The sequence below is a fragment of the Streptomyces sp. NPDC017676 genome, assembly GCF_044329325.1.
In the GTDB taxonomy this organism is placed as follows: domain Bacteria; phylum Actinomycetota; class Actinomycetes; order Streptomycetales; family Streptomycetaceae; genus Streptomyces.
Map to the genome: position 1 here is coordinate 174,992 of NZ_JBIRJA010000020.1, position 22,082 is coordinate 197,073.

18 protein-coding genes and 2 pseudogenes are annotated in these 22,082 nt (G+C 73.4%); 7 read left to right on the top strand and 13 right to left on the bottom strand.

The features are described 5' to 3' along the window. Window positions 1-27 precede the first annotated feature (27 nt). The 6 genes and pseudogenes from ACH4LD_RS35485 to ACH4LD_RS35510 form a co-directional block, all read right to left on the bottom strand. Window positions 28-1,596: a serine/threonine protein kinase gene (locus tag ACH4LD_RS35485; protein WP_398058223.1), complete on the bottom strand. Its 1,569-nt coding sequence runs from the start codon at window positions 1,594-1,596 to the stop codon at window positions 28-30. Window positions 1,597-1,720: 124 nt separating this feature from the next. Then, window positions 1,721-2,680, bottom strand: a complete 960-nt coding sequence (locus ACH4LD_RS35490) for a threonine/serine dehydratase (protein ID WP_398058224.1) — start codon at window positions 2,678-2,680, stop codon at window positions 1,721-1,723. Window positions 2,681-2,770: 90 nt separating this feature from the next. Further along, window positions 2,771-3,751 (bottom strand): annotated as a pseudogene (locus tag ACH4LD_RS35495) (polyprenyl synthetase family protein). A gap of 9 nt (window positions 3,752-3,760) precedes the next feature. After that, window positions 3,761-4,435, bottom strand: a complete 675-nt coding sequence (locus tag ACH4LD_RS35500) for an AIM24 family protein (protein WP_398058225.1) — start codon at window positions 4,433-4,435, stop codon at window positions 3,761-3,763. Window positions 4,436-4,491: 56 nt separating this feature from the next. After that, the gene (locus tag ACH4LD_RS35505) at window positions 4,492-5,799 is read right to left on the bottom strand and encodes a CAP domain-containing protein (protein ID WP_398058226.1); all 1,308 of its coding nucleotides are present in this window, start codon (window positions 5,797-5,799) and stop codon (window positions 4,492-4,494) included. 90 nt (window positions 5,800-5,889) lie between these two features. Next, window positions 5,890-6,856, bottom strand: a pseudogene (locus ACH4LD_RS35510) (serine hydrolase domain-containing protein). Between ACH4LD_RS35510 and ACH4LD_RS35515 the strand changes: the two are divergent. Next, window positions 6,744-7,073, top strand: coding sequence for a hypothetical protein (locus ACH4LD_RS35515; RefSeq protein WP_398058260.1), 330 nt, complete (start codon window positions 6,744-6,746; stop codon window positions 7,071-7,073). The pseudogene ACH4LD_RS35510 and the gene ACH4LD_RS35515 overlap by 113 nt on opposite strands. Before the next feature lie 303 nt (window positions 7,074-7,376). Further along, the gene (locus tag ACH4LD_RS35520; protein WP_398106208.1) at window positions 7,377-9,140 is read left to right on the top strand and encodes a M4 family metallopeptidase; all 1,764 of its coding nucleotides are present in this window, start codon (window positions 7,377-7,379) and stop codon (window positions 9,138-9,140) included. 115 nt (window positions 9,141-9,255) lie between these two features. Here the strand turns inward: ACH4LD_RS35520 and ACH4LD_RS35525 are convergent, their stop codons facing one another. From ACH4LD_RS35525 to ACH4LD_RS35535, 3 genes are read right to left on the bottom strand one after another with little or no spacing between them, the layout of a single operon-like run. Continuing rightward, window positions 9,256-9,606: a UBP-type zinc finger domain-containing protein gene (locus ACH4LD_RS35525; protein WP_103816668.1), complete on the bottom strand. Its 351-nt coding sequence runs from the start codon at window positions 9,604-9,606 to the stop codon at window positions 9,256-9,258. Then, complete coding sequence (locus tag ACH4LD_RS35530) at window positions 9,603-11,054, bottom strand: ATP-binding protein (protein ID WP_398058228.1); 1,452 nt, start codon at window positions 11,052-11,054, stop codon at window positions 9,603-9,605. The genes ACH4LD_RS35525 and ACH4LD_RS35530 overlap by 4 nt, the downstream gene beginning before the upstream one ends. Beyond that, on the bottom strand, window positions 11,051-12,727 hold the full coding sequence (locus ACH4LD_RS35535) for an FAD-dependent oxidoreductase (RefSeq protein WP_132790373.1): 1,677 nt from the start codon (window positions 12,725-12,727) through the stop codon (window positions 11,051-11,053). Before ACH4LD_RS35535 ends, ACH4LD_RS35530 begins: the two co-directional genes overlap by 4 nt. A 260-nt stretch (window positions 12,728-12,987) precedes the next feature. Here ACH4LD_RS35535 and ACH4LD_RS35540 point away from each other — a divergent pair, with 260 nt between their 5' ends. Next, a complete protein-coding gene (locus ACH4LD_RS35540; RefSeq protein WP_398058229.1) occupies window positions 12,988-13,854 on the top strand; it encodes a universal stress protein in 867 nt (288 codons plus the stop codon). A gap of 1 nt (window position 13,855) precedes the next feature. Here ACH4LD_RS35540 and ACH4LD_RS35545 read toward each other — a convergent pair whose 3' ends face one another. From ACH4LD_RS35545 to ACH4LD_RS35555, 3 genes are all read right to left on the bottom strand, one after another. Beyond that, window positions 13,856-15,091: a DUF4032 domain-containing protein gene (locus ACH4LD_RS35545; RefSeq protein WP_398058230.1), complete on the bottom strand. Its 1,236-nt coding sequence runs from the start codon at window positions 15,089-15,091 to the stop codon at window positions 13,856-13,858. Window positions 15,092-15,367: 276 nt separating this feature from the next. Beyond that, window positions 15,368-16,114 (bottom strand): MBL fold metallo-hydrolase, encoded by a 747-nt coding sequence (locus ACH4LD_RS35550; RefSeq protein WP_398058231.1) that lies wholly within the window; start codon window positions 16,112-16,114, stop codon window positions 15,368-15,370. An 81-nt stretch (window positions 16,115-16,195) separates the two neighbouring features. Next, a complete protein-coding gene (locus ACH4LD_RS35555; protein ID WP_398058232.1) occupies window positions 16,196-16,825 on the bottom strand; it encodes an alpha-ketoglutarate-dependent dioxygenase AlkB in 630 nt (209 codons plus the stop codon). 118 nt (window positions 16,826-16,943) lie between these two features. On the opposite strand from ACH4LD_RS35555, the gene ACH4LD_RS35560 reads away from it, so the two are divergent. Continuing rightward, window positions 16,944-17,564, top strand: a complete 621-nt coding sequence (locus tag ACH4LD_RS35560) for a TetR/AcrR family transcriptional regulator (protein WP_398058233.1) — start codon at window positions 16,944-16,946, stop codon at window positions 17,562-17,564. A gap of 97 nt (window positions 17,565-17,661) precedes the next feature. After that, entirely contained in the window at window positions 17,662-19,335 is a 1,674-nt protein-coding gene (locus ACH4LD_RS35565; protein ID WP_398058234.1) for an FAD-binding dehydrogenase, read from the top strand. 2 nt (window positions 19,336-19,337) lie between these two features. Here ACH4LD_RS35565 and ACH4LD_RS35570 read toward each other — a convergent pair whose 3' ends face one another. Then, on the bottom strand, window positions 19,338-19,685 hold the full coding sequence (locus ACH4LD_RS35570) for a DUF488 domain-containing protein (RefSeq protein WP_181140705.1): 348 nt from the start codon (window positions 19,683-19,685) through the stop codon (window positions 19,338-19,340). A 166-nt stretch (window positions 19,686-19,851) separates the two neighbouring features. Here ACH4LD_RS35570 and ACH4LD_RS35575 point away from each other — a divergent pair, with 166 nt between their 5' ends. After that, on the top strand, window positions 19,852-21,261 hold the full coding sequence (locus ACH4LD_RS35575; protein ID WP_398058235.1) for a M1 family metallopeptidase: 1,410 nt from the start codon (window positions 19,852-19,854) through the stop codon (window positions 21,259-21,261). Between the two features lie 69 nt (window positions 21,262-21,330). Further along, window positions 21,331-22,065, top strand: coding sequence for a L,D-transpeptidase family protein (locus ACH4LD_RS35580; RefSeq protein ID WP_398058237.1), 735 nt, complete (start codon window positions 21,331-21,333; stop codon window positions 22,063-22,065). Window positions 22,066-22,082 lie beyond the last annotated feature (17 nt).

Sequence of the window (22,082 nt, forward strand, 5' to 3'; positions counted from 1 at the left end):
GCCCGGAAAACGGCCGAGGCGCCCGGGTCACTCCTCCGGCGTGCGGAAGGTCCCCAGGAACGTCTTCAGCGCCAGCCGGTTGGCCGCGTCGTCCCAGGCCGCGGCCGGGGTGGTGAAACGCAGCGAGAAGCCCCGCGTCCCGCCCAGCAGGAAGCCCCGCCCGAAGGTGTGCGCCCGGGTGTCCCCGGACCCCGCCAGCCACTCCAGGTCGGCGGCCCTGCGGCCCTGGTAGGTGGTCGCCCGCACGGCGCCGACGCGGTCGTAACCGGGCAGCTCCCTCAACCCGGGCTCGACGTCGTCCCGCCAGACGGCGACCGGGTCGGGGCCGACGCGCTCGCTGTAGGTCACGGCGAGCGTCGGCGCGTCGCCGCCCCGGCCGAAGGTGACGCGATATGCCAGATCGGACACCCGGGAGGTGGTCAGCCGCTTCCAGCCGCCGGGCAGCGCCACCGAGAAGCCCTCCGGGGCGGTGTACCGGCGGTAGCCGGCCGGCAGGGCGGGGACCGGCTTCGAGGAGGGGGCCGAGGTGGGTGTGGCCCCGCCACCCGGTTGCCGGGCGCCGGGGCCGGACGGGGTCGCCCGGGGCGGCGCCCCCGCCGTGTCCGTGCCGGACGACAGCGCGCCGGACGCGGCCAGTGCCGCCGCGGCCACGGTGACCACGGCCAGCGCGGTGCCGGCGGCCAGGGCCCGTCTGTCCCGCGGGGGTCCGGCGTGACGCACGGCCCGGTACGCGCCGCGCAGCCGGGGCTCGGGGGCCGGTGGCCGCTCCGCGTCCGTGTCCTCGCGCAGCGCCCGGGTCAGCGCCTCGCGGACCACCGGCCGGGTCAGCCGCTCCCGCGCGTCCTTGCGCAGCAGACCCTGCACGGCCTGGGTGAGCGGCCCGGCGCGCAGCGGGGTGCGCAGCGGCAGCCGGTCCACCGCCTTCAGCGTGGCGTCGGGCCGGCCACGGTCCCGGAACGGCGGCCGGCCCTCGACCATCGTGTAGAGCAGCGCGCCCAGCGCCCACAGGTCGGCGGCCGGGCCGATGCGCTCGTCGCGGGCCTGCTCCGGCGAGGCGTACGACGGTGCCGTCAGCCTCGGCACGAGCGTCGCGCCCGCCAGCCCGAACCCGGTGACGACGACCGGGCCGTCGTCCCGTACGAAGACCTGGCCGGGGCTCAGCTCGCCGTGCGTGACGCCCTCGTCGTGCGCGGCCTGGAGCACGTCCAGCAGCTCCAGGCCGAGCCGGGCCGCCCGCACCGGGTGGAACGAGCCCTCCCCGGCGAGGAGTTCGCCCAGGGGCGTGCCGTCGATCCACTCGGTGACCGTCCACAGGGCGCCCGCCTCCACCACGGCGTCGACGACCGCCGCCACCTGGCCGGGGCGCAGCAGCCGCATCGTCTGAGAGGTGCGCACGACCCGGGCGGTGACGCGCCGCGCGGTGTCCTGGCCGGCGGGCTCCGGCAGGGCCGTCTGCGCCACCAGGCGGGGCTGCTCCGCCGCCACGTCCTCGGCGTACCACCACAGGCGGTTCGTCTCGCGGGAGAAGACCTCCAGGAGCCGGTAGCGTCCGGCGACCAACTCGTGTGCGAAGACGTGCGCCTTGACCATGGTCATCCCTCGCTGAAACCCCTGCCTCGTCTTTCCCAGAGGTACGCGGGGCGGGCGGGGGTGCGTTCAGGGGCGCGCCCAAAAGCTCTCACAGCGCGGTCGTGACGGCGGAGTCCGCACAGCAGCGCTGTCAGAGCAGGCTGAAGCGGCCCGCCCAGTCGGTGAGTTCCCGGGGTGTCGTGTTGCCCCCGCACACCACGAGCCCGATCCGGGCCCCGTCGCCGACCCGCTCCACCACCTGCCGGGCCGCCGGCAGCAGACAGCCCGCGGCCGGCTCGGCCCACACCTTGGCGTGCTCGGCGAGGTCCAGACAGCCCCGCACCGCGTCCCGGTCCGTGACCACCAGCACCTCCTCGACCAGCGCGGACACATGGTCGTACGTCAACTGCGACACCGAGGGCGCGCTCAGCGTGGTGACCAGTGAGGACAGCGGGACGGGCACCGGACCGCCGGCCTGAAGGGCGCCGGACATCGCCTCCGCGCCCCCGGTCTCCACGCCCCACACGCGCACCCCGGGCCGACGGGCGCGCAGGGCCGCCGCGACCCCGGCGATCAGACCGCCGCCGCCCACGCTGACGACGACGTCCGTCAGCTCCCCGGCGTCCTCGGCCAGTTCAAGGCCCACGGTGCCCTGTCCGGCGATCACGACCGGGTCGTCGAACGGGTGGACCAGGGTCAGGCCCTCGTCCCGCAGCCGCGTCACCAGCTCGAAGGCGCTGTCCATGCCGTCGGTCAGCCGCACCACCGCCCCGGCCTCCTCGGCGAGCGCGAGAGAGCGCGCGGGCGCGGTGCGCGGCATGACCACGGTCGCCTTCACATCGAGGGCCGCGGCCATCACCGCGAGCGCGATCCCGTGGTTGCCGCCGCTCACCGCGACCACCCCCGCCGCACGCTCGGCCTCGCTCAGCGACAGCAGCTTCGCCGTGGCCCCGCGGGCCTTGAACGAGCCGGTGCGCTGGAGCAGTTCCAGCTTGGCGGTGACGGGGACGCCGAGCAGCGTGCCGAGGCCGGGGCTCGGTACCGTCGGCGTGCGGACGACGTGCCCGGCGATCCGCCGGGCGGCGGTTTCGATGTCCGAGATCTCGATCACGGTGCTCCACCCTTCCGGCGCGGGTCGGACCGCGCCCCTCGCACCTTGACCCGCCGGGAGTCCGGAGGTCAACGCCGTTCCGGATCATGGCTACAGCGCGCGGTCCAGCAGGGACTCCAGCAGCTCGGTCAGCTCCTCGGCGGCCCCGGCGGCCCCGGCGGCCCCGGCGGCCAGGGGCGCGGTGGTGAGCAGCTCCCGCGCCGCGGCCGTGTGGGCCCAGGCCTCGGCCAGGGCCGCCGTACGGCCCCCACCGCCTCGACCAGCGCGGCGGCCTCCTCGGTGTGCCCGTCCGGGCCGAGCAACGCGGGCAGCCGTCTGGCCGCCGGGGAGCCGAACGCGGCCAGCACCGGGAACGTCTTCTTCCGCTCCCGCAGATCGCCGCCCGCGGGCTTGCCGGTGACGGCCGGATCGCCCCAGATGCCGAGTACGTCGTCCACGAGCTGGAAGGCGACGCCGAGGTGGCGGCCGGCCCGGTCGAGCGTGTCGGCCGTGTCCGGGGGCGCCCCGCCGAGCGTGGCGCCCAGCGCGACGGCACAGCCCAGCAGCGCGCCGGTCTTGCCCTCCGCCATCGCCCGGTACTCCTCGGGTGTGACCCGGTCCGGGCCGGTCCAGGGCCGGGTGGCGAACAGCAGGTCGTCGGCCTGCCCGCGCACCAGATCGGCGAGGGCCGCCGACAGCAGCCGTACCGCGCAGGCGCCCTCCGGCGTGGCGGCGAGGGTGTCCACCGCCAGCGCGAACAGGGCGTCCCCGGCCAGCACGGCCGGACCCGTGCCGTAGGCCTGCCCGACGGCGGGGCGGCGGCGCCGGGTCGCGTCGTCGTCCATGATGTCGTCGTGCAGCAACGAGAAGGCGTGCACCAGCTCGACCGCGACCGCCGGCACCGAGCGACTGCGCGAGGCCGATCACGCCGGACACCCCGGCGCGCTGCGGGGTCGCCGTCGCCGAGGCACACCGGCGATGGCGTGTACAGCGTCTCGGAAAATCGCCCCGGCCCGAGGGGGCCGGGGCTCGGTCTGCCGATGGCCAAGACGTGGGTACGGCGGCGGGGGTTGCCCGCCTCGTGTGGATCAGGCGCGGAGGTCAGTCATCGTCCTTGTGGGGCGTCACCTCGCTGGGCCGTACCACGACGTACCCCTCGCCCTGGAGCATCAGCTGCACGGCCTCGCCCGAACCGCCGCGCAGCATCGAGCCGAAGGACTGCGAGCGGTGCAGTGAGGTCTGCAGGTTCGCCGTCCAGCCCACCACCGCGTCCGTGTCGACGTACACCGGGCCCTGCGCGGTCACCGGTATGACCAGGGGATTGCCGTCGCAGATCAGACCGAGCCGGCCGTGCCCGCTGAAGACGCTGTTGAACAGGCCGCCACCGGCGATGCCGGAACCCTTCATCGTCTTGATCTCGTACGACAGCGAGGTGTCGAAACACAGGACGTTGCGGCCGTTGACGGTGAACTGGTCGCCGGGCTCGACATCGACGATGAAGCAGTTCTGCGCCTCGTGCGCGAACCACGCCTCGCCCTGCCCGCTCACCGTCATGAGGGGCAGACCCTCACCGGTGACCGCACGCTTGAGCATGCCGCCGACGCCCTGCCCCTTGCGTTCGAACTTGAGGCTGCCGCGGTAGGCCACCATCGCGCCCTGCCGGGCGTACATCTCGCCGTTCACCGTGTACTTGATGCACTTGGCGTTCTCGACGGACATTCCCGGCTCCGCGGCCGGCTGCACCATGTGCTGGCTGGAAAAGAGATCACTCTTCATGCGGGGCATGGTGTCGTGGACGACGGCCTTCTGCCAAGATCACCGAAGGTATCGGTTCAACTACCGAACAGCTGCGTCCAGTACGTGCCCGCCCGGCCGCCGCCGGTGAAGCCGACACCGATGTGGGTGAACTCCCGCTTGAGGATGTTGGCGCGATGGCCCGGACTGTCCATCCAGCCGTCCACGACCTCGGCGGGGGAGCGCTGCCCGCAGGCGATGTTCTCGCCGATCAGGCGCCGCCGGGACCCCGCGGCGGCGGCCCGGTCCCAGGGCTGGGCGCCGCCGGGGGAGGTGTGCGCGTAGAAGTCCCGGGCCACCATGTCGGCGCAGTGCGCCTGCGCCGCGGTGGTGAGCAGCGGGTCGACGGCCAGCGGGGGCAGCCCGGTCCGCGCGCGCTCGGCGTTGGTGCGGGCGACGACCTCGCCGACCCAGCGCCCCAGCCCGTCCGGTGTCAGCGGTGCCGCCCACAGCGCGGTCCAGTACCGGTCGCCCGCGTCCGCGTGGGCGAGCCCGGCATGCCGGAACGCCGGGTCGAACAGGGTGCGCCGGGCCCGCGCCGAACCCAGGCAGTGGTCCACGAACTCGGCCGGGGTGCGCGGTCCCGAGACGAGGTGCTCGCCGACGGTCACGTACCCGTACCCGGCGGCCGAGATCCGCTGGTACACCGACACCCCGTCCCGTCCCTCCGCGCCGAGCCGCCCTCCGTCCGCCATGGCCCGGGCATGCGCCCGCGCGGCCGAGAGCAGGCGCGGATCCGGTACGACGGGTGGGCGACCGGCGCGGGCGCGGGCGGAGTTGACCAGGCGGATGAACGCGTCGGACACGGGGGAGGCCCCGGGGCCGGCCGGACGCCGTGGTGCGGCCGCCGCCGACTGTCCGCCGTCGTCGGCCACGTCCACCCCGAAGTCCCGGGCGAGGCCCGCCAGCCCGTCGGCGTACCCCTGCCCGATCGCCCGCAGCTTCCAGCCGGTGCCCGGACGGTGATAGAGCTCGGCGAGCAGCAGCACGGTCTCCGGCCCGGGCCGGGGCGGCGCGAACCCGGCCACCGCACGCCCGGAGCGGTCGGTGACGGCGAGGCGGGGCGCGGGCAGCCGCCCGAGCGGGGTGCCGGGCTCGGCCGCGCTGACCACGACCGTGACCCGGCACGCGCCCCTGCGCAACCGCGCCGGATCGACGGTCAGCGTGTCCCCGCGCAGCCGGACACCGGGCGCGTCGGGCTGGTTGTAGAACACGAAGTCACCGTCGCCGGCGACCTTCCCGTCGGCCCCGGTGACAAGAGCGGACACGTCGAAGGCACCGGCCACCCGAAGCCGTACCGGACCTCCCGGCAAGGGCACGTTGCCGCCGGGGACGAGTTCCCCCATGTCCGGTACGACGCGGGCCGGGCGCCGGCGGGTTCCCGCTCGCCGGCGCAGGGGCGCGGCACGCGCACTCGGCGACGGCGCGGGCCGCCCCTACCGCTTCCCGCAGAACGCGGACTCCAGCGCACCGGCCAACGTGTCCGGCACCTTCCCGTTGTTCGACGTGTTGGCCACGGCCGTGAGACTCCGCGTCCCGTCCTTGGTGCTGAACGCGTACGTGTAGTACCCCTGTACCGCCCCCGTGTGCCCGTACACCGACACCCCGCAGGACAGGTCCCGCCGCCGCAGCCCGAGCCCGTACGCCGTCGTGCTGGTCACCCGGGTGAACCGCGCCATCTCGGCGAGCCGCGCGGCGGACATCAGCTTCCCCTTGAGCAGCGCGCTGTAGAAGACGTCGAGGTCCCGCGCGCTGGAGATGACCGCCCCCGCGCTCTGCGCCCAGGACACGGTCTGCGCGGTCGCGTCGACCAGCGGGGCGCCCGCCGTGTCCGGCGTCAGGTACCCGCGGGTGTACCGGCCCGGGATCGCGGTGTCCGGATGGACGTAGAACGTGTCCCTCAGTTCCAGCGGCCCCGTTGACGCGCTTCTCGTACGCCGTCTTCACGGACTGCCCGGTGAGCTTCTCGATGAGCAGCCCGGCGACGACGAAGTTGGTGTTGGAGTACGCGTACGCGGCGCCCGGCGCGTTGGTGCGGGGCTTCCTCAGGGAGAGGGCGACCAGCTGCCGGTAGGTGAAGACCTTCTTCCGGACGGCCTCGAAGCCGGAGACACTGTTCGCGAACATGTCCTCGGTGCAGTCGTACAGCCCACTGCGGTGGCCGAGCACATGACGGACCGTGATCCGGTCGTCCGGCAGCAGGTTCGGCAGGTAGCGGTTGACCGGAGCGTCGGGCGAGAGCCGGTGTGCGTCCACGAGCTGGAGCAGCACGACGGCCGAGAACGTCCTGGTGACGCTCCCGATCCGGAAGCGGTCGTCGGTGCTGATGGCCCGCCGGGTGGCGCGGTCGGCCACGCCCTCGGTGACCTGGTACGTCCTGCCCCGGTCGTCGATCCGGGCCAGCGCTCCCGGCGCGCCCTGCGCCACCGCCGACCGCAGCACCGCGGCCAGTCCCGCGGTGTCGGGTGCCGGCAGCGCCGCCGGCGCCGGCGTGCCCGGGCCCCCGGTCGCGGCCCGCGCCGGAACCGCGAGCAGCGAGAGCGCGACCGCTCCGAGGACCGCTCCCCGCACCGCCGTTGCCGAGACCATCCCCTGCCCACTCCCATCGGCCGGTTCCTGATGCGATGTCGGTCACATTCCGCCCTGGGAACCCAGGGGATCGGGACCGCGTCTCCACAGCCGACACACAGCTTGTCATCCGTTGATCACTCTGCGGCGGCCATTCGTAAAGGATTGCCATAGAAGTTCGCGAAATGGATCATTCCGGCTTTACGTGCCCATGACTGATCCGTAAGGGTGACCTCTCGGGGCCTGACCGGCCCCCGTGGCGCCCAACCGCGCCATGCCTCAAGGCGGTTGGGCAGTCCGGCCGCCTTCGAACGGAGGAACCCTGATCAGATTGCGTAGACCGCACATACGCACCGTGGCCGTCGCCGTCGCGGTGACGACCGCTGCCACGGGCCTGGCCGGTACGGCCTTCGCGGCTCCTTCCACGGGGGTGGAGCGGTCCGCCGCCTCCGCCGCCCCGAACGCCACGGCGGTGGTGGAGGCGGCGCGCACCGCGGCCTTCGCGCACGCCTCGGCGACCGGTGTCTCCCAGGGCGACGAACTGCACGCGCAGGACGTCATGATCGACCCCGAGGGCGCCCGGCACGTCCGTTTCGTCCGCACCCACGACGACCTGCCGGTGCTCGGTGGCGACCTCATCGTCCACCTCGACCGCCGGCTCGGCTACACGGGCGTGACCCGCGCCGCCGACCACGCCGTCAAGCCGGCCGTCGCCAAGGCCAAGCTGACCGCGGGTCAGGCCGCCGCCAAGGCCGCCCAGGCCGCGAAGGGCGACGCCGGCAGCGCGCAGCTCGTCGTCGACGCCCGCGGCGGTGCCTCCGCGCTCGCCTACCAGGTCACCGTCACCGACAAGGACAGCGCCCGCACGGTCGTCGTGGACGCCGTCACCGGCAAGGTGCGCAGCAACACGCCGACCAGGGACGAGTTCCTGTCGCCCAAGCTGCTCGACGCCCTGCGCGAGCGCGGCGAGACCCTCGACCCGGCCACCGGCAGCGGCTCCGCCGCCGCCGTCTCCGGCCTGGTCGGCTCCCGCGGCGCCGGCGCCGCCGCCTACCCGTCGGCGGCCAAGGGCACCGGCAAGACCCTCTTCGTGGGCACCGTCTCCCTGACCACCACGCAGACGTCGCGCGGCCACTACCAGCTCAAGGACCCCAACCGGTACGGCACCGAGACGCGGGACGCCAAGGGCTCGTACACGGAGAAGTTCAGCGCGGGTTCGAAGCTCACCAACACGACCAACGTGTGGGGCAACGGCAAGACCACCAGCCGGGTCAGCGCCGCCGCGGACGCCCAGTACGGCATCACCAAGACGCTGGACTTCTACAAGTCCACGTTCAAGCGCAAGGGCATCGCCAACAACAGCAAGGCCGCCCAGGGCATGGTCCACTGGGGCAACAAGGTCGCCAACGCCTTCTGGGACCCGGCCTGCAACTGCATGCTGTACGGCGACGGCGACGGCCAGATGTTCAAGAAGCCGCTCGTCGTGCTCGACGTCACGGGTCACGAGCTGACCCACGGCGTGGTGGAGGCGACCGCCAACCTCCAGCCGACCTTCGTCGACTCCGACGGCAACCAGTACGGCGAGCCGGGCTCGCTGAACGAGTCGCTCGCGGACATCTTCGGCTCGAACGTCGAGTTCTACGCCAAGAACACGAAGGACACGCCGGACTACCTGGTCGGTGAGAAGCTGGGCCTCGCGCAGAAGTTCCTGCGCCGCCTGGACCACCCGTCCCTCGACAAGCTCGAAGGCACGATCGACTACTGGTCACCGGACACCTACTACGAGGAGGTGCACGCCGGTTCGGGCGTCTCCTCGCACGCCTACTACCTCCTCGCCGAGGGCAGCGGCAAGAAGACGATCAACGGCGTCAACTACAACTCGCCGACGTACCACAACATCGCGGTCAAGGGCATCGGCCGCACCAAGGCGACGGCCATCTACTACCGTGCGCTCACCCGCTACATGGTCTCCACGACCGACTTCCACCAGGCGCGCACCGCGACGCTGAAGGCGGCCAAGGACCTGTACGGCGCGAGCAGCACCGAGTACAAGACCGTGGACAAGTCGTGGGCCGCGGTCAACGTCACCGCCGCCAACACGCCGAGCGCCCGTCACTGACGGACACCGGACCACACCGGCACCACCGGATGCCCCGCCCCGTGCGGGGCATCCGCGCGTCCGGGGAACGCGACGGCCGGGCCGGGGGCGAGCCCCGGCCCGGCCGTCGCGTTCCTCAGCGCAGCGTCCGCGCCCAGTCCGCCGGCACCCGGCCCGCCGGGCCCGGCACCGGCTGGTCGACGGGGTGGCAGTCCGGGGGAGTGAGTTCGGGCCCGGAGCCGTACAGCTGGTCGGTGGTGAAGTCCCAGAACCAGTCCTCGCCCGGCTCGAAGCTCTGGATGATCGGGTGTCCCGTCTCGCGGTAGTGGGCGGTGGCGTGCTTCGAGGGGGAGTCGTCGCAGCAGCCGACGTGCCCGCACTGTGCGCACCGGCGGAGGTGGAACCACCAGCCGCCCGCCTCCTCGCACTCCACACAGCCCGTGCCGCTCGGCGGGACGCTGGGGTCGATTCCGTCGATGTCGTTCATACCGTCTCCTCGTCGGGCGTCTCGGCGGTCAGGGGGAGCAGCACCTGGAAGCGGGTGTCGCCCGGCACCGACTCCACCCGCAGGGCGCCGTGGTGCTTGTTGACGACGATCCGCCAGGAGATGTCCAGGCCGAGCCCGGTGCCCTCGCCGACCGGTTTGGTGGTGAAGAACGGGTCGAAGATCCGGTCCTTGATCTCCGGCGGCACACCGGGACCGGTGTCCCGGAACTCGACCAGCAGCCGCTCGTTGTGGAGCGCCGTCCGCACGGTCAGCGTGCCCTGGCCGCCCGCGCTGTTCATGGCCGAGACGGCGTTGTCCACCAGGTTCGTCCACACCTGGTTCAGCTCGGCCGGGTAGGCGGGCACCGGCGGGAGCGTGCGGTCGTACTCCTTGACGACCTCGATGCCCCGCCCGATCTTCCCGGAGAGCATCAGCAGCGTGCTGTCGAGGAGTTCGTGCACGTCCACCACCCGGTACGGCGCCCGGTCGAGCTGCGAGTACTGCTTGGCCGCGTCGACGAGGTGCGAGATGCGGGTGGTGGAGTCCTCGATCTCGTTCATCAACAGCTCGGTCTCGATGGTGTAGTTGAGCCAGCCGACCGCGTTCGGCAGGATCTCCTCGTCCACCGCCGCCGCGACCTGCTCCAGCCAGTCCACGTCGACCCCGGCCTGCACGAAGGTGGGCGCGAGCTGCCAGCCCTGCTCGACGCCGTGGTCCTCCAGCCAGTCGGTGAGCGTGTCCTCCCGGTCGCTGGCCTCAAGCGGGCTGAGCACCGGGGCCTTCGCCACCCGCTCCGCGGTGCGCTCCTGGATCTCCACCAGGCGCGCCAGCACCTCGCGGGAGAACGGGCCCTCGGCGATCAGACCGAGCTTGCGCCGCATCTTCGCGACCCGCTCCCGCAGGGTCGCGGTGGCCCGGACCGCCGCCGCGGCGGGGTTGTTCAGCTCGTGCGTGAGTCCCGCCGACAGCGAGCCCAGCGCCAGCAGCCGCTCCCGCTGCCCGATCATCGCCTGGGTGTTCTTCGTCCCGAAGAACAGGCCCTCCAGCAGGTGCACCGCCATCGGGAACCACTCGTGCACGACCTCGGAGAAGAGCTCCGCCGGCAGCACGAAGAACCGCGTCGGCTCGGTGACCCGCATCGAGTTGTTGTAGACCTGCCGCACCCGGTCGCCGAGGTACGCCTGCATCGCGCCCGCGTACACCCCGGGCTGCGAGGTCCGGATGACCTCCACGTCGTCGCCGCCGACCCGGCGGGACAGCACGACCGTGCCCTCGATCATCACGAAGAAACAGGTGGCCGGCTCGCCCTCGGCGTAGACCGGGCCGGGCTGGAACAGCTCCACCCGTCCCTGGGCGCACAGCCGGCCCAGCTGCTCGTCGCTGAGCTTCTCGAAGAGGAACAGCGAGCCGACCTCCTGCGGGCTGCACGCCACGACCTGCCCGCTCACGACTGCTCCAGGTACCGGTGGACGAGCATCACGGCCATGGCTCCCTCTCCGACGGCGGACGCGACACGCTTGGCGGACTCGGACCGCGCGTCACCCGCCACGAACACCCCGGGGATGCTGGTCTCCAGGTGGTACGGCGGCCGGTCCAGCTCCCAGCCGGCCGGCGGCCGTCCGTCGGCGGTCAGGTCGGGACCGGCCAGGATGAACCCGCGCCCGTCGCGCAGCACCGTGTCGCCCAGCCAGTCGGTCAGCGGGGCGGCGCCGATGAACACGAACATCCACTGCGCGTCGACCCGTTCCCGCTCCCCGGTCACCGTGTTCCGCAGCGTCAGCTGCTCCAGGTGCTCGGCGCCGTGCGCCTCCTCGACGACCGTGCGGCAGCGCACCGATATGTTCGGGGCCTCGCCGATCTGCTGGATCAGGTAGTGCGACATGGACGCCGACAGGTCCGGGCCGCGCACCAGCAGCGTCACCGACTTCGCGCCCCGGGACAGGTACATGGCCGCCTGGCCCGCCGAGTTGGCGCCGCCGACGATGTACACGTCCTGGCCCTGGCAGGAGGCGGCCTCGGTCAGTGCCGAGCCGTAGAACACCCCGCAGCCGGTCAGGTCGGTGCAGCCCGCCGCCTCAAGCTGGCGGTACTGCACCCCCGTCGCGAGGATCACGCTGTGCGCCGCGATCGCCGAGCCGTCCGCGAACCGTACGACCCGTGCGGCGCCGTTGACCTCCAGACCCGTCACCTCCCGGGCGGTCAGGATCTCCGCGCCGAACTTGGCGGCCTGCCGCCGTGCCCGGTCGGTGAGCTGGGCGCCGGAGACCCCGTCGGGGAAGCCGAGGTAGTTCTCGATCCGGGAGCTCTGCCCGGCCTGCCCGCCGGTCGCCGAGCGCTCGACCAGCACGGTCCGCAGGCCCTCGGAGGCCCCGTACACGGCCGCGCCGAGCCCGGCCGGGCCGCCGCCGATCACGACGAGGTCGTAGAAGTCGGACGTGGGTGTCGTCGCCAGGCCCACGTGCGCGGCCAGCTCGGGCGCCTCGGGTTCCACCAGGACCGTGCAGTCCGGGGTGATCACCAGCGGCAGCCGCTGCCCGTCCTGCCCGGCCGCCGCCAGCAGCCGCTGCCCCTCCGGCTCCTCCACCGAGTACCAGCGGTACGGCACCTGGTTGCGGGCCAGGAACTCCCGCACGTCCGAGGAGCGCGCCGACCAGCGGTGCCCGACGACCTTGGTGCTGGGCACCGGCTTGTAGGCGCTGTTGCGCCACGCGTCCAGCAGATCGTCCAGGACCGGGTAGAGCTTCTCCTCCGGCGGGTCCCACGGCTTGAGCAGATAGTGGTCCAGGTCGACCACGTTGATCGCGTCGATCGCCGCGTTGGTGTCCGCGTACGCGGTCAGCAGCACCCGGCGCGCCCCCGGGTACACGTCGAGCGCCTGCTCCAGGAACTCGATGCCGTTCATCTGCGGCATGCGGTAGTCGGCCAGGATCACCGCGACGAGGTCGCCGCGCAGCTTCAGCTCGCGCAGCGCGTCCAGGGCGGACTCACCGGACTCCGCGCGCACGATCCGGTACGACTCGCCGTAGCGCCGTCTCAGATCGCGGGCGACGGCACGGGAGACCCCCGGGTCGTCGTCCACGGTCAGGATGACGGTCCGCGCGGTGTCGGCGGCCTGTGCCATACGTCTCCCACCCGAGTGTCGGATCCCCCTCGGTCGGTGTCGTGCGGACCACCGCCCCGGTTCCAGGCCATCGTATGTTCGATGCTCCCGGTTCCGCTTGTCCGACGGAGACCGGTACTTGCCCGACAGTGACCACCCAGCGCCCCCGCTGCCCGGGAACCGGTGCGCCGGCCCGTGGGAGAGATCATCATGACGGTGCGCACCGGCGCCCGGCAGCGGGCATCCGGAACCCGAGGACGCGACGACGAGGAGGCCCACGGATGACACGCCCGATCACGGCAGGGGTGGACGGTACGGAGGAGAGCCTGGCCGCGCTGGACTGGGCGGCCCGGGAGGCCGTGCGCCGGGGGCTGCCGCTGCGGGTGGTCCATGCCTGGCGGTACGCCGAGGCGCTCGCCACCGCCGACCGGGACACCCAGCGCGGGTGGGTGTCGGAGGGCGTCACGGCGGCCGTGCGCACCGTCACCGAGCGGCACCCCGGGCTGACGGTGACCACCGACGTGGTGGAGGGGGCCGCCGCGCACGCGCTGGCCGACGCGGCGGCCGGGGCCGAGATGCTGGTGCTCGGCTCGCGCGGCCACGGACCCGTCGTCGGGTTCCTGCTGGGCTCGGTCGGTCAGCAGGTGATCGCCGAGGCGACCCGGCCCGTGGTCCTGGTGCGCGCCGGGGACCAGCCCGCGGCGGAGGCGGCCGGCCGGGACGTCGTGGTCGGCCAGCACGGCGGCCCCGAGGACAGCGCGGCGGCGCTGCGGTTCGCCTTCGAGACGGCGGCGGCCCGTGGCGCCGCCGTCCGGGCCGTCCGGGCCTGGACCCTGCCGCCGGTCTTCGCCTACAGCCCCGGTTCGCTCAAGCTGCTGGACGACGCGGGCGGTCTCGAACCGTACGAGAAGCAGGCACTGGCCGACGCCCTCGGGCCGTGGCGCGAGCGGTTCCCCGAGGTGCCCGTGGCCGAGCACGTCGAGATGGGCAGCGCCGGCCAGGTGCTGCTGTCGATGACCGGCCGGGCCCAGCTGATGGTCGTCGGGCGCCGGGCGCGCCGCACGGCCGTCGGCGCCCGGATCGGCTCGGTCGCGCACGGGGTGCTGCACCACTCCGAGTGCCCGGTGGCCGTGGTCCCGCACGAGTGACCTACTCCGGGCCGGCCGTCTCCAGGCCGGCCCGGGCCTTGGGCAGGACGTTGTCGATGTAGTCCTTGACGGCGGTGTCGAGGCCTATGTCGTGCTGCGCGCGCTCGGACAGGTACCAGCGGTGTTCGAGGAGCTCGTGGTAGATCTCGGCCGGGTCCATGGAGCCGCGCAGCTCCAGGGGCACCGCCCGCACGGTCGGCCGGAACACGTCCCGCACCCAGCGGTGGGCGAGCACCTCCGGGCGGGCGGCGAGGGGGTCGCCGGGCGCGTAGTCGTCCTGGGTGGCCATCCAGCTCTCCAGGTCGTTCAGCAGCCGCCGGGCCTGGTTCTCCTCGGCGTCCAGGCCGGTCAGGCGGAGCAGCTGCCGCTGGTGGTGGCCGGCGTCGACGACCTTCGGCACGAAGGTGACGGTGTCGCCGTTGGAGGAGTGCTCGATCTGCATCTCGGCGACGTCGAAGCCGAGGTCGTTCAGGCGGCGGATCCGGCGCTCGATGTAGTGGTACTTGCCCGCCGGGTACACCGAGGTGCGGGTCAGCTCCTGCCACAGGCCGTGGTAGCGGGTGCAGATCTCGTGGCCGAACTCGACCGGGTCGACGGACGGGTGCAGCGCGCCGGACGCCTCCAGGTCCAGCAGCTCGCCGCTGATGTTCACGCGGGCCAGGTCCAGGTCGTAGTCCCGCTGTCCGGGGCTGAGCCGGGGGTGCAGGTCGCCGGTCTCGGCGTCGACCAGATAGGCCGCGTAGGCGCCCGCGTCCCGCCGGAACAGGGTGTTGGACAACGAGCAGTCGCCCCAGGCGAACCCGGCCAGGTGGAGGCGGACCAGCAGCACGGCGAGGGCGTCCATGAGCCGGTGCATGGTCGCCGGGCGCATGGTCGTCTCGAACATCGACCGGTACGGCATCGAGCCGCGCAGGTGCCGGGTGACGAGCACCGGCTCCAGCGGGGCGCCGGAGGGGTCGGTGCGGCCGGTGACCACGGCCAGCGGGTCGACGGCGGGGATGCCGAGCCGGTCCAGGTCGCGCAGCAGCTCGTACTCGCGCAGCGCGGGCCGTTCGGCCAGCTCCTTGACGGCGATCACCTCGTCCCCGGCGTGGGCATAACGGACCACGTGCCGGGAGATGCCGCGGGGGAGCGGCACGAGGCACTCCTCGGGCCACTCCTCCAGCGGGGTGTCCCAGGGGAGCGCGAGCAGGAGCGCGGGGTGCTCCGGGTTCGTGGCGCTGATCTGCAAGGCCATGGCACGAACCCTAAGGCCCCGCGCTCCTGTTCGAGGAGACCGGTCCCTGTGGGAGGCCGGGCGCGCTTCGGGTGGTGCGGTCCCTGTGGGAGGCCAGGCGGGCTTTGGGTGGGGTCCGCCCTCCGCGCGACCCGGCGTTCGGGGCGGCCTCGCCCTCCGCGCGGGCCGGCGTTCCGGGTGGCCCCGCCCTCCGCGCGACCCGGGCCCTCCGCGTGGTCCGTCCCTCCGGAGGCTCGGCGCGCTTCGGCGGACCGGTGTCCCGGGCGGCTCGTCCGGCTACGACGCCCGTTCCCGGGCCTGTTCGGCCGCGGCACGTACCGAACCGTGGTGGAGTGGTCCGTGGCCGGGCAGCAGGGTGTCGCCGTCGAGCGCGCCGACCACGTCCAGGGAGGCCAGGGTCCGCGCGCGGTCGTGGTGGAAGAAGTCGGGCAGGAGCTGCGGGCCCTTCACCCGGGAGGTGGCGTGCCCGCTGACCAGTGCGTCCCCGGAGATCACGATGCCGGCGTCGGGCAGGTGGTAGACGCAGTGGCCGTCCGTGTGGCCGGGGGTGTGCACGGGGACCGGCCGCCCCGGCAGGTCGAGCGCTCCCTCGGCGGGGAACGGCTCGGGTGCCGTGACGGGGTGCTGCTCCGTGCCGCCCACCCGGATCACGTGCACGGCCCAGGGCAGCACGCCGGGCCGCCAGGCGTTGCGCACCACGTCGGCGATGGTCGCCTGCTGGAGGAAGTCGCGCCGGGCGTGCGGGACCTCGGCCGGGTGGAGATAGACCGGGGTGCCGTGGGCGGCGCGCAGGTACTCGGCGGAGCCCAGGTGGTCGTTGTGCGCGTGGGTGATGAGGACGGCGGCGACCGCGTCCGGTGAACTCCCCACGTGCGCGAGGGACTCCAGCAGTCCGGGCCGGTCCCCGGGATAGCCGGTGTCCACCAGCGTGACGGCGTCGCCGTCCTTGAGGATCACCCAGTTGGTGTTGTGGCCGTGCACCAGATAGGTGCCGTCGGCGACTTGTCTTACCTCTGCCCGCATGATCTCTCCGAGCCCTCAGCGGCGGATCGTCGGGGACAGCCAACCAGACGGGGGTTCGTCCCGCGCGGGCGGGCCCGGTCGTCAGTGGACCCCGCGAGGGCGGAACTGGATGCTGATGCGCGGTCCCGTGGCCCGGCTGGTCTTGGGGACGCAGTGCTCCCAGGTGCGCTGGCAGGAACCGCCCATCACGATGAGGTCACCGTGGCCGAGCGGGCGCCGGACCGCCGTACCGCCCCCGCCGGCCGGCCGCAGCAGCAGGTCGCGGGGCTCGCCGACGGAGAGGATCGCGACCATCGTGTCCTCCCGGGAGCCCCGGCCGATCCGGTCGCCGTGCCAGGCGACGCTGTCCCGGCCGTCGCGGTAGTAGCACAGCCCGGCGGTGGTGAACGGCTCGCCCAGTTCGCCGGCGTAGTGCCGGGACAGGGCGGTGCGGGCCTCGTCGAGGACCGGGTGGGGCAGCGGGTCCTCGGCCTGGTAGAAGGCGAGCAGGCGTGGGACCGCCACCACGTTGTCGTACATCTTGCGCTGCTCGGCCCGCCAGGGGACCTCGGCCGCCAGGTGTTCGAACAGGTCGTCGGCGCCGCTCAGCCAGCCCGGCAGGACATCGATCCAGGCGCCCGAGCCCAGCTCGGTCCGGCGCAGCCCGTCGAGCGGGCCGAGCCTCAGCTCGTCGGTCTGGTCGAACAGGGAGCCCTGGAGGTGCGTGGACATGGGTCCAGCGTACTCCTTAATCGAAAATGCGTTCCATTTGATCAACGAGCGTCCAGAGGGCTTTCGATACACCGGTGTATCCGATACATTCGCGTATCGACTCGACGAGGAGGCAGCCATGGAGACGGCCGGACGCGTCACCCGGCGCCGGGTCCGCACCCGCGCCCGGCTGCTCGACGCCGCCTTCGCGGTGTTCGCGGCCAAGGGCTACGGGCGCGTCTCCATCGAGGAGGTCTGCGAGGCGGCCGGGTTCAGCCGGGGCGCCTTCTACTCGAACTTCGCCACCCTGGACGAGCTGTTCTTCGCCCTCTACCAGGAGCGCGCCGACCTCATCGCCGCCCAGGTTGCCGACGCCCTCGCCCAGGACGGACCCGACCTCGACGTGCCCGCCTCCGTGGACCGGGTCACCGAGGTGCTGCTGCTCGACGTCGACTGGCTGCTGGTGAAGACCGACTTCCTGGTGCACGCGGCCCGGAACCCGGACGTCGCCCGGGCCCTCCTCGACCACCGCGCCCGGCTCCGGCGGGCCATCGCCGACCGGCTCTCCCGGGCCCGGGGTCACACCGCACTGCCCGCCGTGCTCGGCGACGCCGACGGCGCCGCGCACGCCGTGGTCGCCGCCTACGACGGGGTCACCACCCAACTGCTGCTGGACCGGGACGTCGAGGCCGCCCGGGCCTGGCTGGGGCAGCTGCTCACCGCGCTGCTCACGGACGGCAGCCGCACCCCCGCCGCATGAGCACAGCCGGAACGGCACCGTCGTACGAGCGCACGCGCACCCGCGGGGGCCGGCGCCGAGCACCGTACCGAGCACCGTCAGGAAGGACACAGTCGTCATGGACGCGGACGTCATCGTCGTCGGAGCGGGTCTCGCCGGCCTGGTCGCGGCACACGAACTCACCAGCCGGGGCCGCCGGGTCGCGCTGGTCGACCAGGAGAACGCCGCCAACCTCGGCGGCCAGGCGTTCTGGTCCTTCGGCGGGCTCTTCCTCGTCGACTCGCCCGAGCAGCGCCGCCTCGGCATCAAGGACTCCCTCGAACTGGCCTGGAACGACTGGCAGGGCAGCGCGCGGTTCGACCGGCTCGCCGACGAGGACTCCTGGGCGGTGCGCTGGGCCCGCGCCTACGTCGAGTTCGCGGCCGGCGAGAAGCGCTCCTGGCTCCAGGGGCACGGCATCGAGCTGCTGCCCACGGTCGGCTGGGCCGAGCGCGGCGACCTGCGGGCGGACGGGCACGGCAACTCCGTGCCCCGCTTCCACATCGCCTGGGGCACCGGCACCGGCGTGGTCGAGCCCTTCGTGCGGTACGCCCGGCAGGCCGCCCGGGACGGGCTGCTGACCTTCCACCACCGCCACCGGGTGGACGAACTGGTCGTCGAGGGCGGCACGGCACGCGGGGTACGCGGCACCGTCCTCGCCCCCGACGACTCCCCGCGCGGCGTCGCCTCCAGCCGCGACCGCGCGGGCGACTTCCACCTCACCGCCCAGGCCGTGGTCGTCACCACCGGCGGCATCGGCGCCGACCACGACATCGTCCGCCGATACTGGCCCGAGCGGCTCGGCACACCCCCCGCCGAGATGGTCACCGGCGTCCCCGCCTACGTCGACGGCCGCATGCTCGACATCAGCGCCGAGGCCGGCGTACGCCTGGTGAACCGCGACCGCATGTGGCACTACACCGAGGGCCTGCGGAACTGGGACCCCATATGGCCCGGCCACGGCATCCGCATCCTGCCCGGCCCGTCCTCCATATGGCTCGACGCCCTCGGCCGCCGGCTGCCCGACCCCTGCCTGCCCGGCTACGACACCCTCAGCACCCTCAGGTACCTGCGCACCACCGAGGACATCGCCGGGTACGACCACTCCTGGTTCGTCCTCACCCGGAAGATCATCGAGAAGGAGTTCGCGCTCTCCGGCTCCGAGCAGAACCCCGACATCACCGCCAAGGACCGCAAGGCGGTGCTGCGCGACCGGCTGCTCGGCAAGGGCGCCCCCGCGCCGGTGCGGGCCTTCCTCGACCACGGCGCCGACTTCGTCACCGCCGGGAGCCTGGAACAGCTCGTCGGGAAGATGAACGGCCTGACCGGGAAGCCGCTGCTGGACGCGGCCGAGGTGCGCCGCCAGATCGAGGCCCGCGACCTCCAGATCGCCAACCCCTACAGCAAGGACGCCCAGGTCCAGGGCATCCGCAACGCCCGCCGCTACATCGGCGACCGCCTCGGCCGCGTCGCCGCCCCGCACCGCCTCCTCGACCCGGCCGCGGGCCCTCTCATCGGAGTCCGGATGCACGTGCTGACCCGCAAGACCCTCGGCGGCATCCAGACCGACCTGGACTCCCGGGCGCTCGGCGCCGACGGCACACCGATCGAGGGGCTGTACGCGGCCGGCGAGGTCGCCGGGTTCGGCGGCGGCGGGGTCCACGGCTACAACGCCCTGGAGGGCACCTTCCTCGGCGGCTGCCTCTTCTCCGGCCGCGCGGCGGGCCGGCACGCGGCCCGGCACACCGGCTGACCTCAGCCCGCCACCAGCTCCGCCAGGACGTGCGCGTGGCTCTCCTCGGTCTTCTTGGACGCCGTGAGGAGGGTCACCGTGCCCTTGCGGGCCGACTCCCGCAGGTGGTCCAGCAGTTCGGCGGCCCGGGGGGCCTCCAGCTCCTGCTCGTAGCGGCTCCTGAACTCCTCGTAGGAGCCCCCGCCGTGGTACCACGTGCGCAGCTCGCTCGACGGGGTCAGTTCCTTCGGCCACTCGTCCACGTGCGCGGCGTCCTTGGCGAGGCCGCGCGGCCAGAGCCGGTCGACCAGGACGCGCAGGCCGTCGTCGGGCTCGGGCGGTTCGTAGATCCGGCGCACACGCACGCTCACGGTCGGGCCCCTCTCGGGTCGTGGACGGTCGTGCGAGCGTACTGCGCCGGGCCGCGCCCACCCGGCGGCGACGCGGCACGACTTGACCGGAACAAGGGGGAAACCGTGCCCGCACGGCGCCTACTCTGACGGCCAGTCGATCACCGGCCACTTCCGAGGAGCGCATGTGACACCACCCCGCAGACTGCCCGCCCGTCGCCGTACCGCCGTCCTCGCCACCGTCCCCGTCGCCGTGGCCGCCCTCCTCGGCGCCGCCGGCCCCACGGCCGCGGGCACCACCGGAGCGCCCGGCGCCGGCGACCCGTACTTCCCGCTCAGCGGCAACGGCGGCTACGACGTCCGCCACTACGACCTGACACTGCGTTACGACACCTCCACCCGCCGCCTGGACGCCACCGCGGTGCTCACCGCCCGCGCCACCCAGCGGCTCACCCGCTTCGACCTCGACCTCACGGGCCTGAAGGTCACCGCCGTCACCGTCGGCCGCACGAAGGCGGCCTTCCGGCGCGACGGCCAGGAACTCGTCGTCACCCCGCGCCACGCCCTGCGCGCCGGGCAGGAGTTCCGCGTCACGGTCGCCTACCACGGCACCCCGAAGCCGGTCACCGACCCCGACGGCTCGGCGGACGGCTGGATCCCCACCGACGACGGCGCGTTCGTCGCCGGGGAGCCGCAGGGCGCGATGACGTGGTTCCCGGCCAACGCCCATCCCAAGGACAAGGCGTCGTACGACTTCACCATCACCGTGCCCGAGGGGCGCACCGCCGTCGCCAACGGCGTCCTGCTCGGAGAGCGCACCGCCGGCGGGCGGACGACCTTCCGCTGGCGCGAGACCCAGCCCATGGCCGCCTACCTGGCGACCGCGACCATAGGCACGTTCCAGGTCGAGCGGTACACCACCCGCGACGGCGTCCAGGTGTACAACGCCGTGGACGCCCGCGAGGCCCGCGCCGCGGCGCCCGTGCTGAAGAAGCTGCCCTCCGTGCTGGAGTGGGAGAGCAAGCTGTTCGGGCCGTACCCGTTCCGGGCCGCCGGGGCCATCGTCGACCACGCCCCGGACGTCGGCTACGCCCTGGAGACCCAGACCCGGCCGGTCTACGACTCCGCACCCGACCTCGACACCCTCGTCCACGAGAGCGCCCACCAGTGGTTCGGCGACTCCGTCAGCCTCACCGCCTGGAAGGACATCTGGCTCAACGAGGGCTTCGCCACCTACGCCGAGTGGCTCTACGACGAGCAGCACGGCGGCCCCAGCGCCCAGCACGCCTTCGACTCCCTCTACGCCCGCCCCGCGAGCGACGGGTTGTGGGCCTACCCGCCCGGCGACCCGGGCAGCGGCGAGAACATCTTCGGCACCCCCGTCTACGCCCGCGGCGCCATGGCCCTGCACGAGCTGCGCCGGGCCGTCGGCGACCGCGACTTCTTCCGGATCCTGCGCGCCTGGGCGACCGGGCACCGCGGCGGGCACGGGACCACGGCACAGTTCGTCAGGCTCGCCGAGAAGACCTCGGGGAAGCAGCTGGACGGGCTGTTCCGCACCTGGCTCCACACGCCGGGCAAGCCGAACCGCCCCTGAAACCCGGTCAGTTCCCCCCGCGCTCGCGACGCTGACCGGTTCCAAACAACTGCCGGTCAAGATCGACTCATGATCCGACGCAGAACCGCCGTCGCTCTCCTCGCCTCCCCGCCGCTGCTCACCGGCTGCGGCGGCGGAGCCGAGGCGACCGAACGCCGGACCCCGGCCCGCCGTCCGGCACCGGCACCCACCCCCGGCACCGCCAGACCGCCGGCCCCGCGCGGCATACCCGGCCTCGGGCCCGAGCGGACCGCGGCGATCCCCGAGCGCTGCACGCAGGCCGTCGTCGTCACCGGGCGCGGCGTGAACTCCCCGCTGTGCACCGTCGTCCTGCACCAGCGCACCCCCACCGGCTGGCAGTCCGGACCCGCCTGGCCCGCCCACAACGCGCTGCGCGGCTGGAGCGCCCACCACCTGCTCGGCGACCTGCGCTCCCCGCTCGGCGTCTACACCCTCTCCGACGCCGGCGGACTGCTCCCGGACCCCGGCGGCAAGCTCCCGTACCACCGTTCCAGCGGATTCCACTCGCCCGGCACCGGCTTCGAGGGCGAACCCCTGGAAGGCTCCTTCGACTACGTCATCGCCATCGACTACAACCGCAGGCGTGGCACCTCGCCCCTGGACTGGACCCGGCCCCTCGGCCCGGGACGCGGCGGGGGAGTGTGGCTGCACGTCGACCACGGCGGGCCCACCCACGGCTGCGTCAGCGTCGCCAAGGCGCACATGAAGGACCTCCTGCGCACCCTCGACCCCGGCCGGCACCCCGTCGTCGTCATGGGGTACGCCGACTGGCTCGCGCACTGAGCCGCTTAGGATCCGAA

Bases quoted from the DNA above. Each gene is read 5' to 3' on its own strand.
- ACH4LD_RS35485 (WP_398058223.1), bottom strand. From the start codon at position 1,596: ATGACCATGGTCAAGGCGCACGTCTTCGCACACGAGTTGGTCGCCGGA.
- ACH4LD_RS35500 (WP_398058225.1), bottom strand. From the start codon at position 4,435: ATGAAGAGTGATCTCTTTTCCAGCCAGCACATGGTGCAGCCGGCCGCG.
- ACH4LD_RS35505 (WP_398058226.1), bottom strand. From the start codon at position 5,799: ATGGGGGAACTCGTCCCCGGCGGCAACGTGCCCTTGCCGGGAGGTCCG.
- ACH4LD_RS35525 (WP_103816668.1), bottom strand. From the start codon at position 9,606: ATGAACGACATCGACGGAATCGACCCCAGCGTCCCGCCGAGCGGCACG.
- ACH4LD_RS35535 (WP_132790373.1), bottom strand. From the start codon at position 12,727: ATGGCACAGGCCGCCGACACCGCGCGGACCGTCATCCTGACCGTGGAC.
- ACH4LD_RS35540 (WP_398058229.1), top strand. From the start codon at position 12,988: ATGACACGCCCGATCACGGCAGGGGTGGACGGTACGGAGGAGAGCCTG.
- ACH4LD_RS35545 (WP_398058230.1), bottom strand. From the start codon at position 15,091: ATGGCCTTGCAGATCAGCGCCACGAACCCGGAGCACCCCGCGCTCCTG.
- ACH4LD_RS35550 (WP_398058231.1), bottom strand. From the start codon at position 16,114: ATGCGGGCAGAGGTAAGACAAGTCGCCGACGGCACCTATCTGGTGCAC.
- ACH4LD_RS35555 (WP_398058232.1), bottom strand. From the start codon at position 16,825: ATGTCCACGCACCTCCAGGGCTCCCTGTTCGACCAGACCGACGAGCTG.
- ACH4LD_RS35560 (WP_398058233.1), top strand. From the start codon at position 16,944: ATGGAGACGGCCGGACGCGTCACCCGGCGCCGGGTCCGCACCCGCGCC.
- ACH4LD_RS35565 (WP_398058234.1), top strand. From the start codon at position 17,662: ATGGACGCGGACGTCATCGTCGTCGGAGCGGGTCTCGCCGGCCTGGTC.
- ACH4LD_RS35580 (WP_398058237.1), top strand. From the start codon at position 21,331: ATGATCCGACGCAGAACCGCCGTCGCTCTCCTCGCCTCCCCGCCGCTG.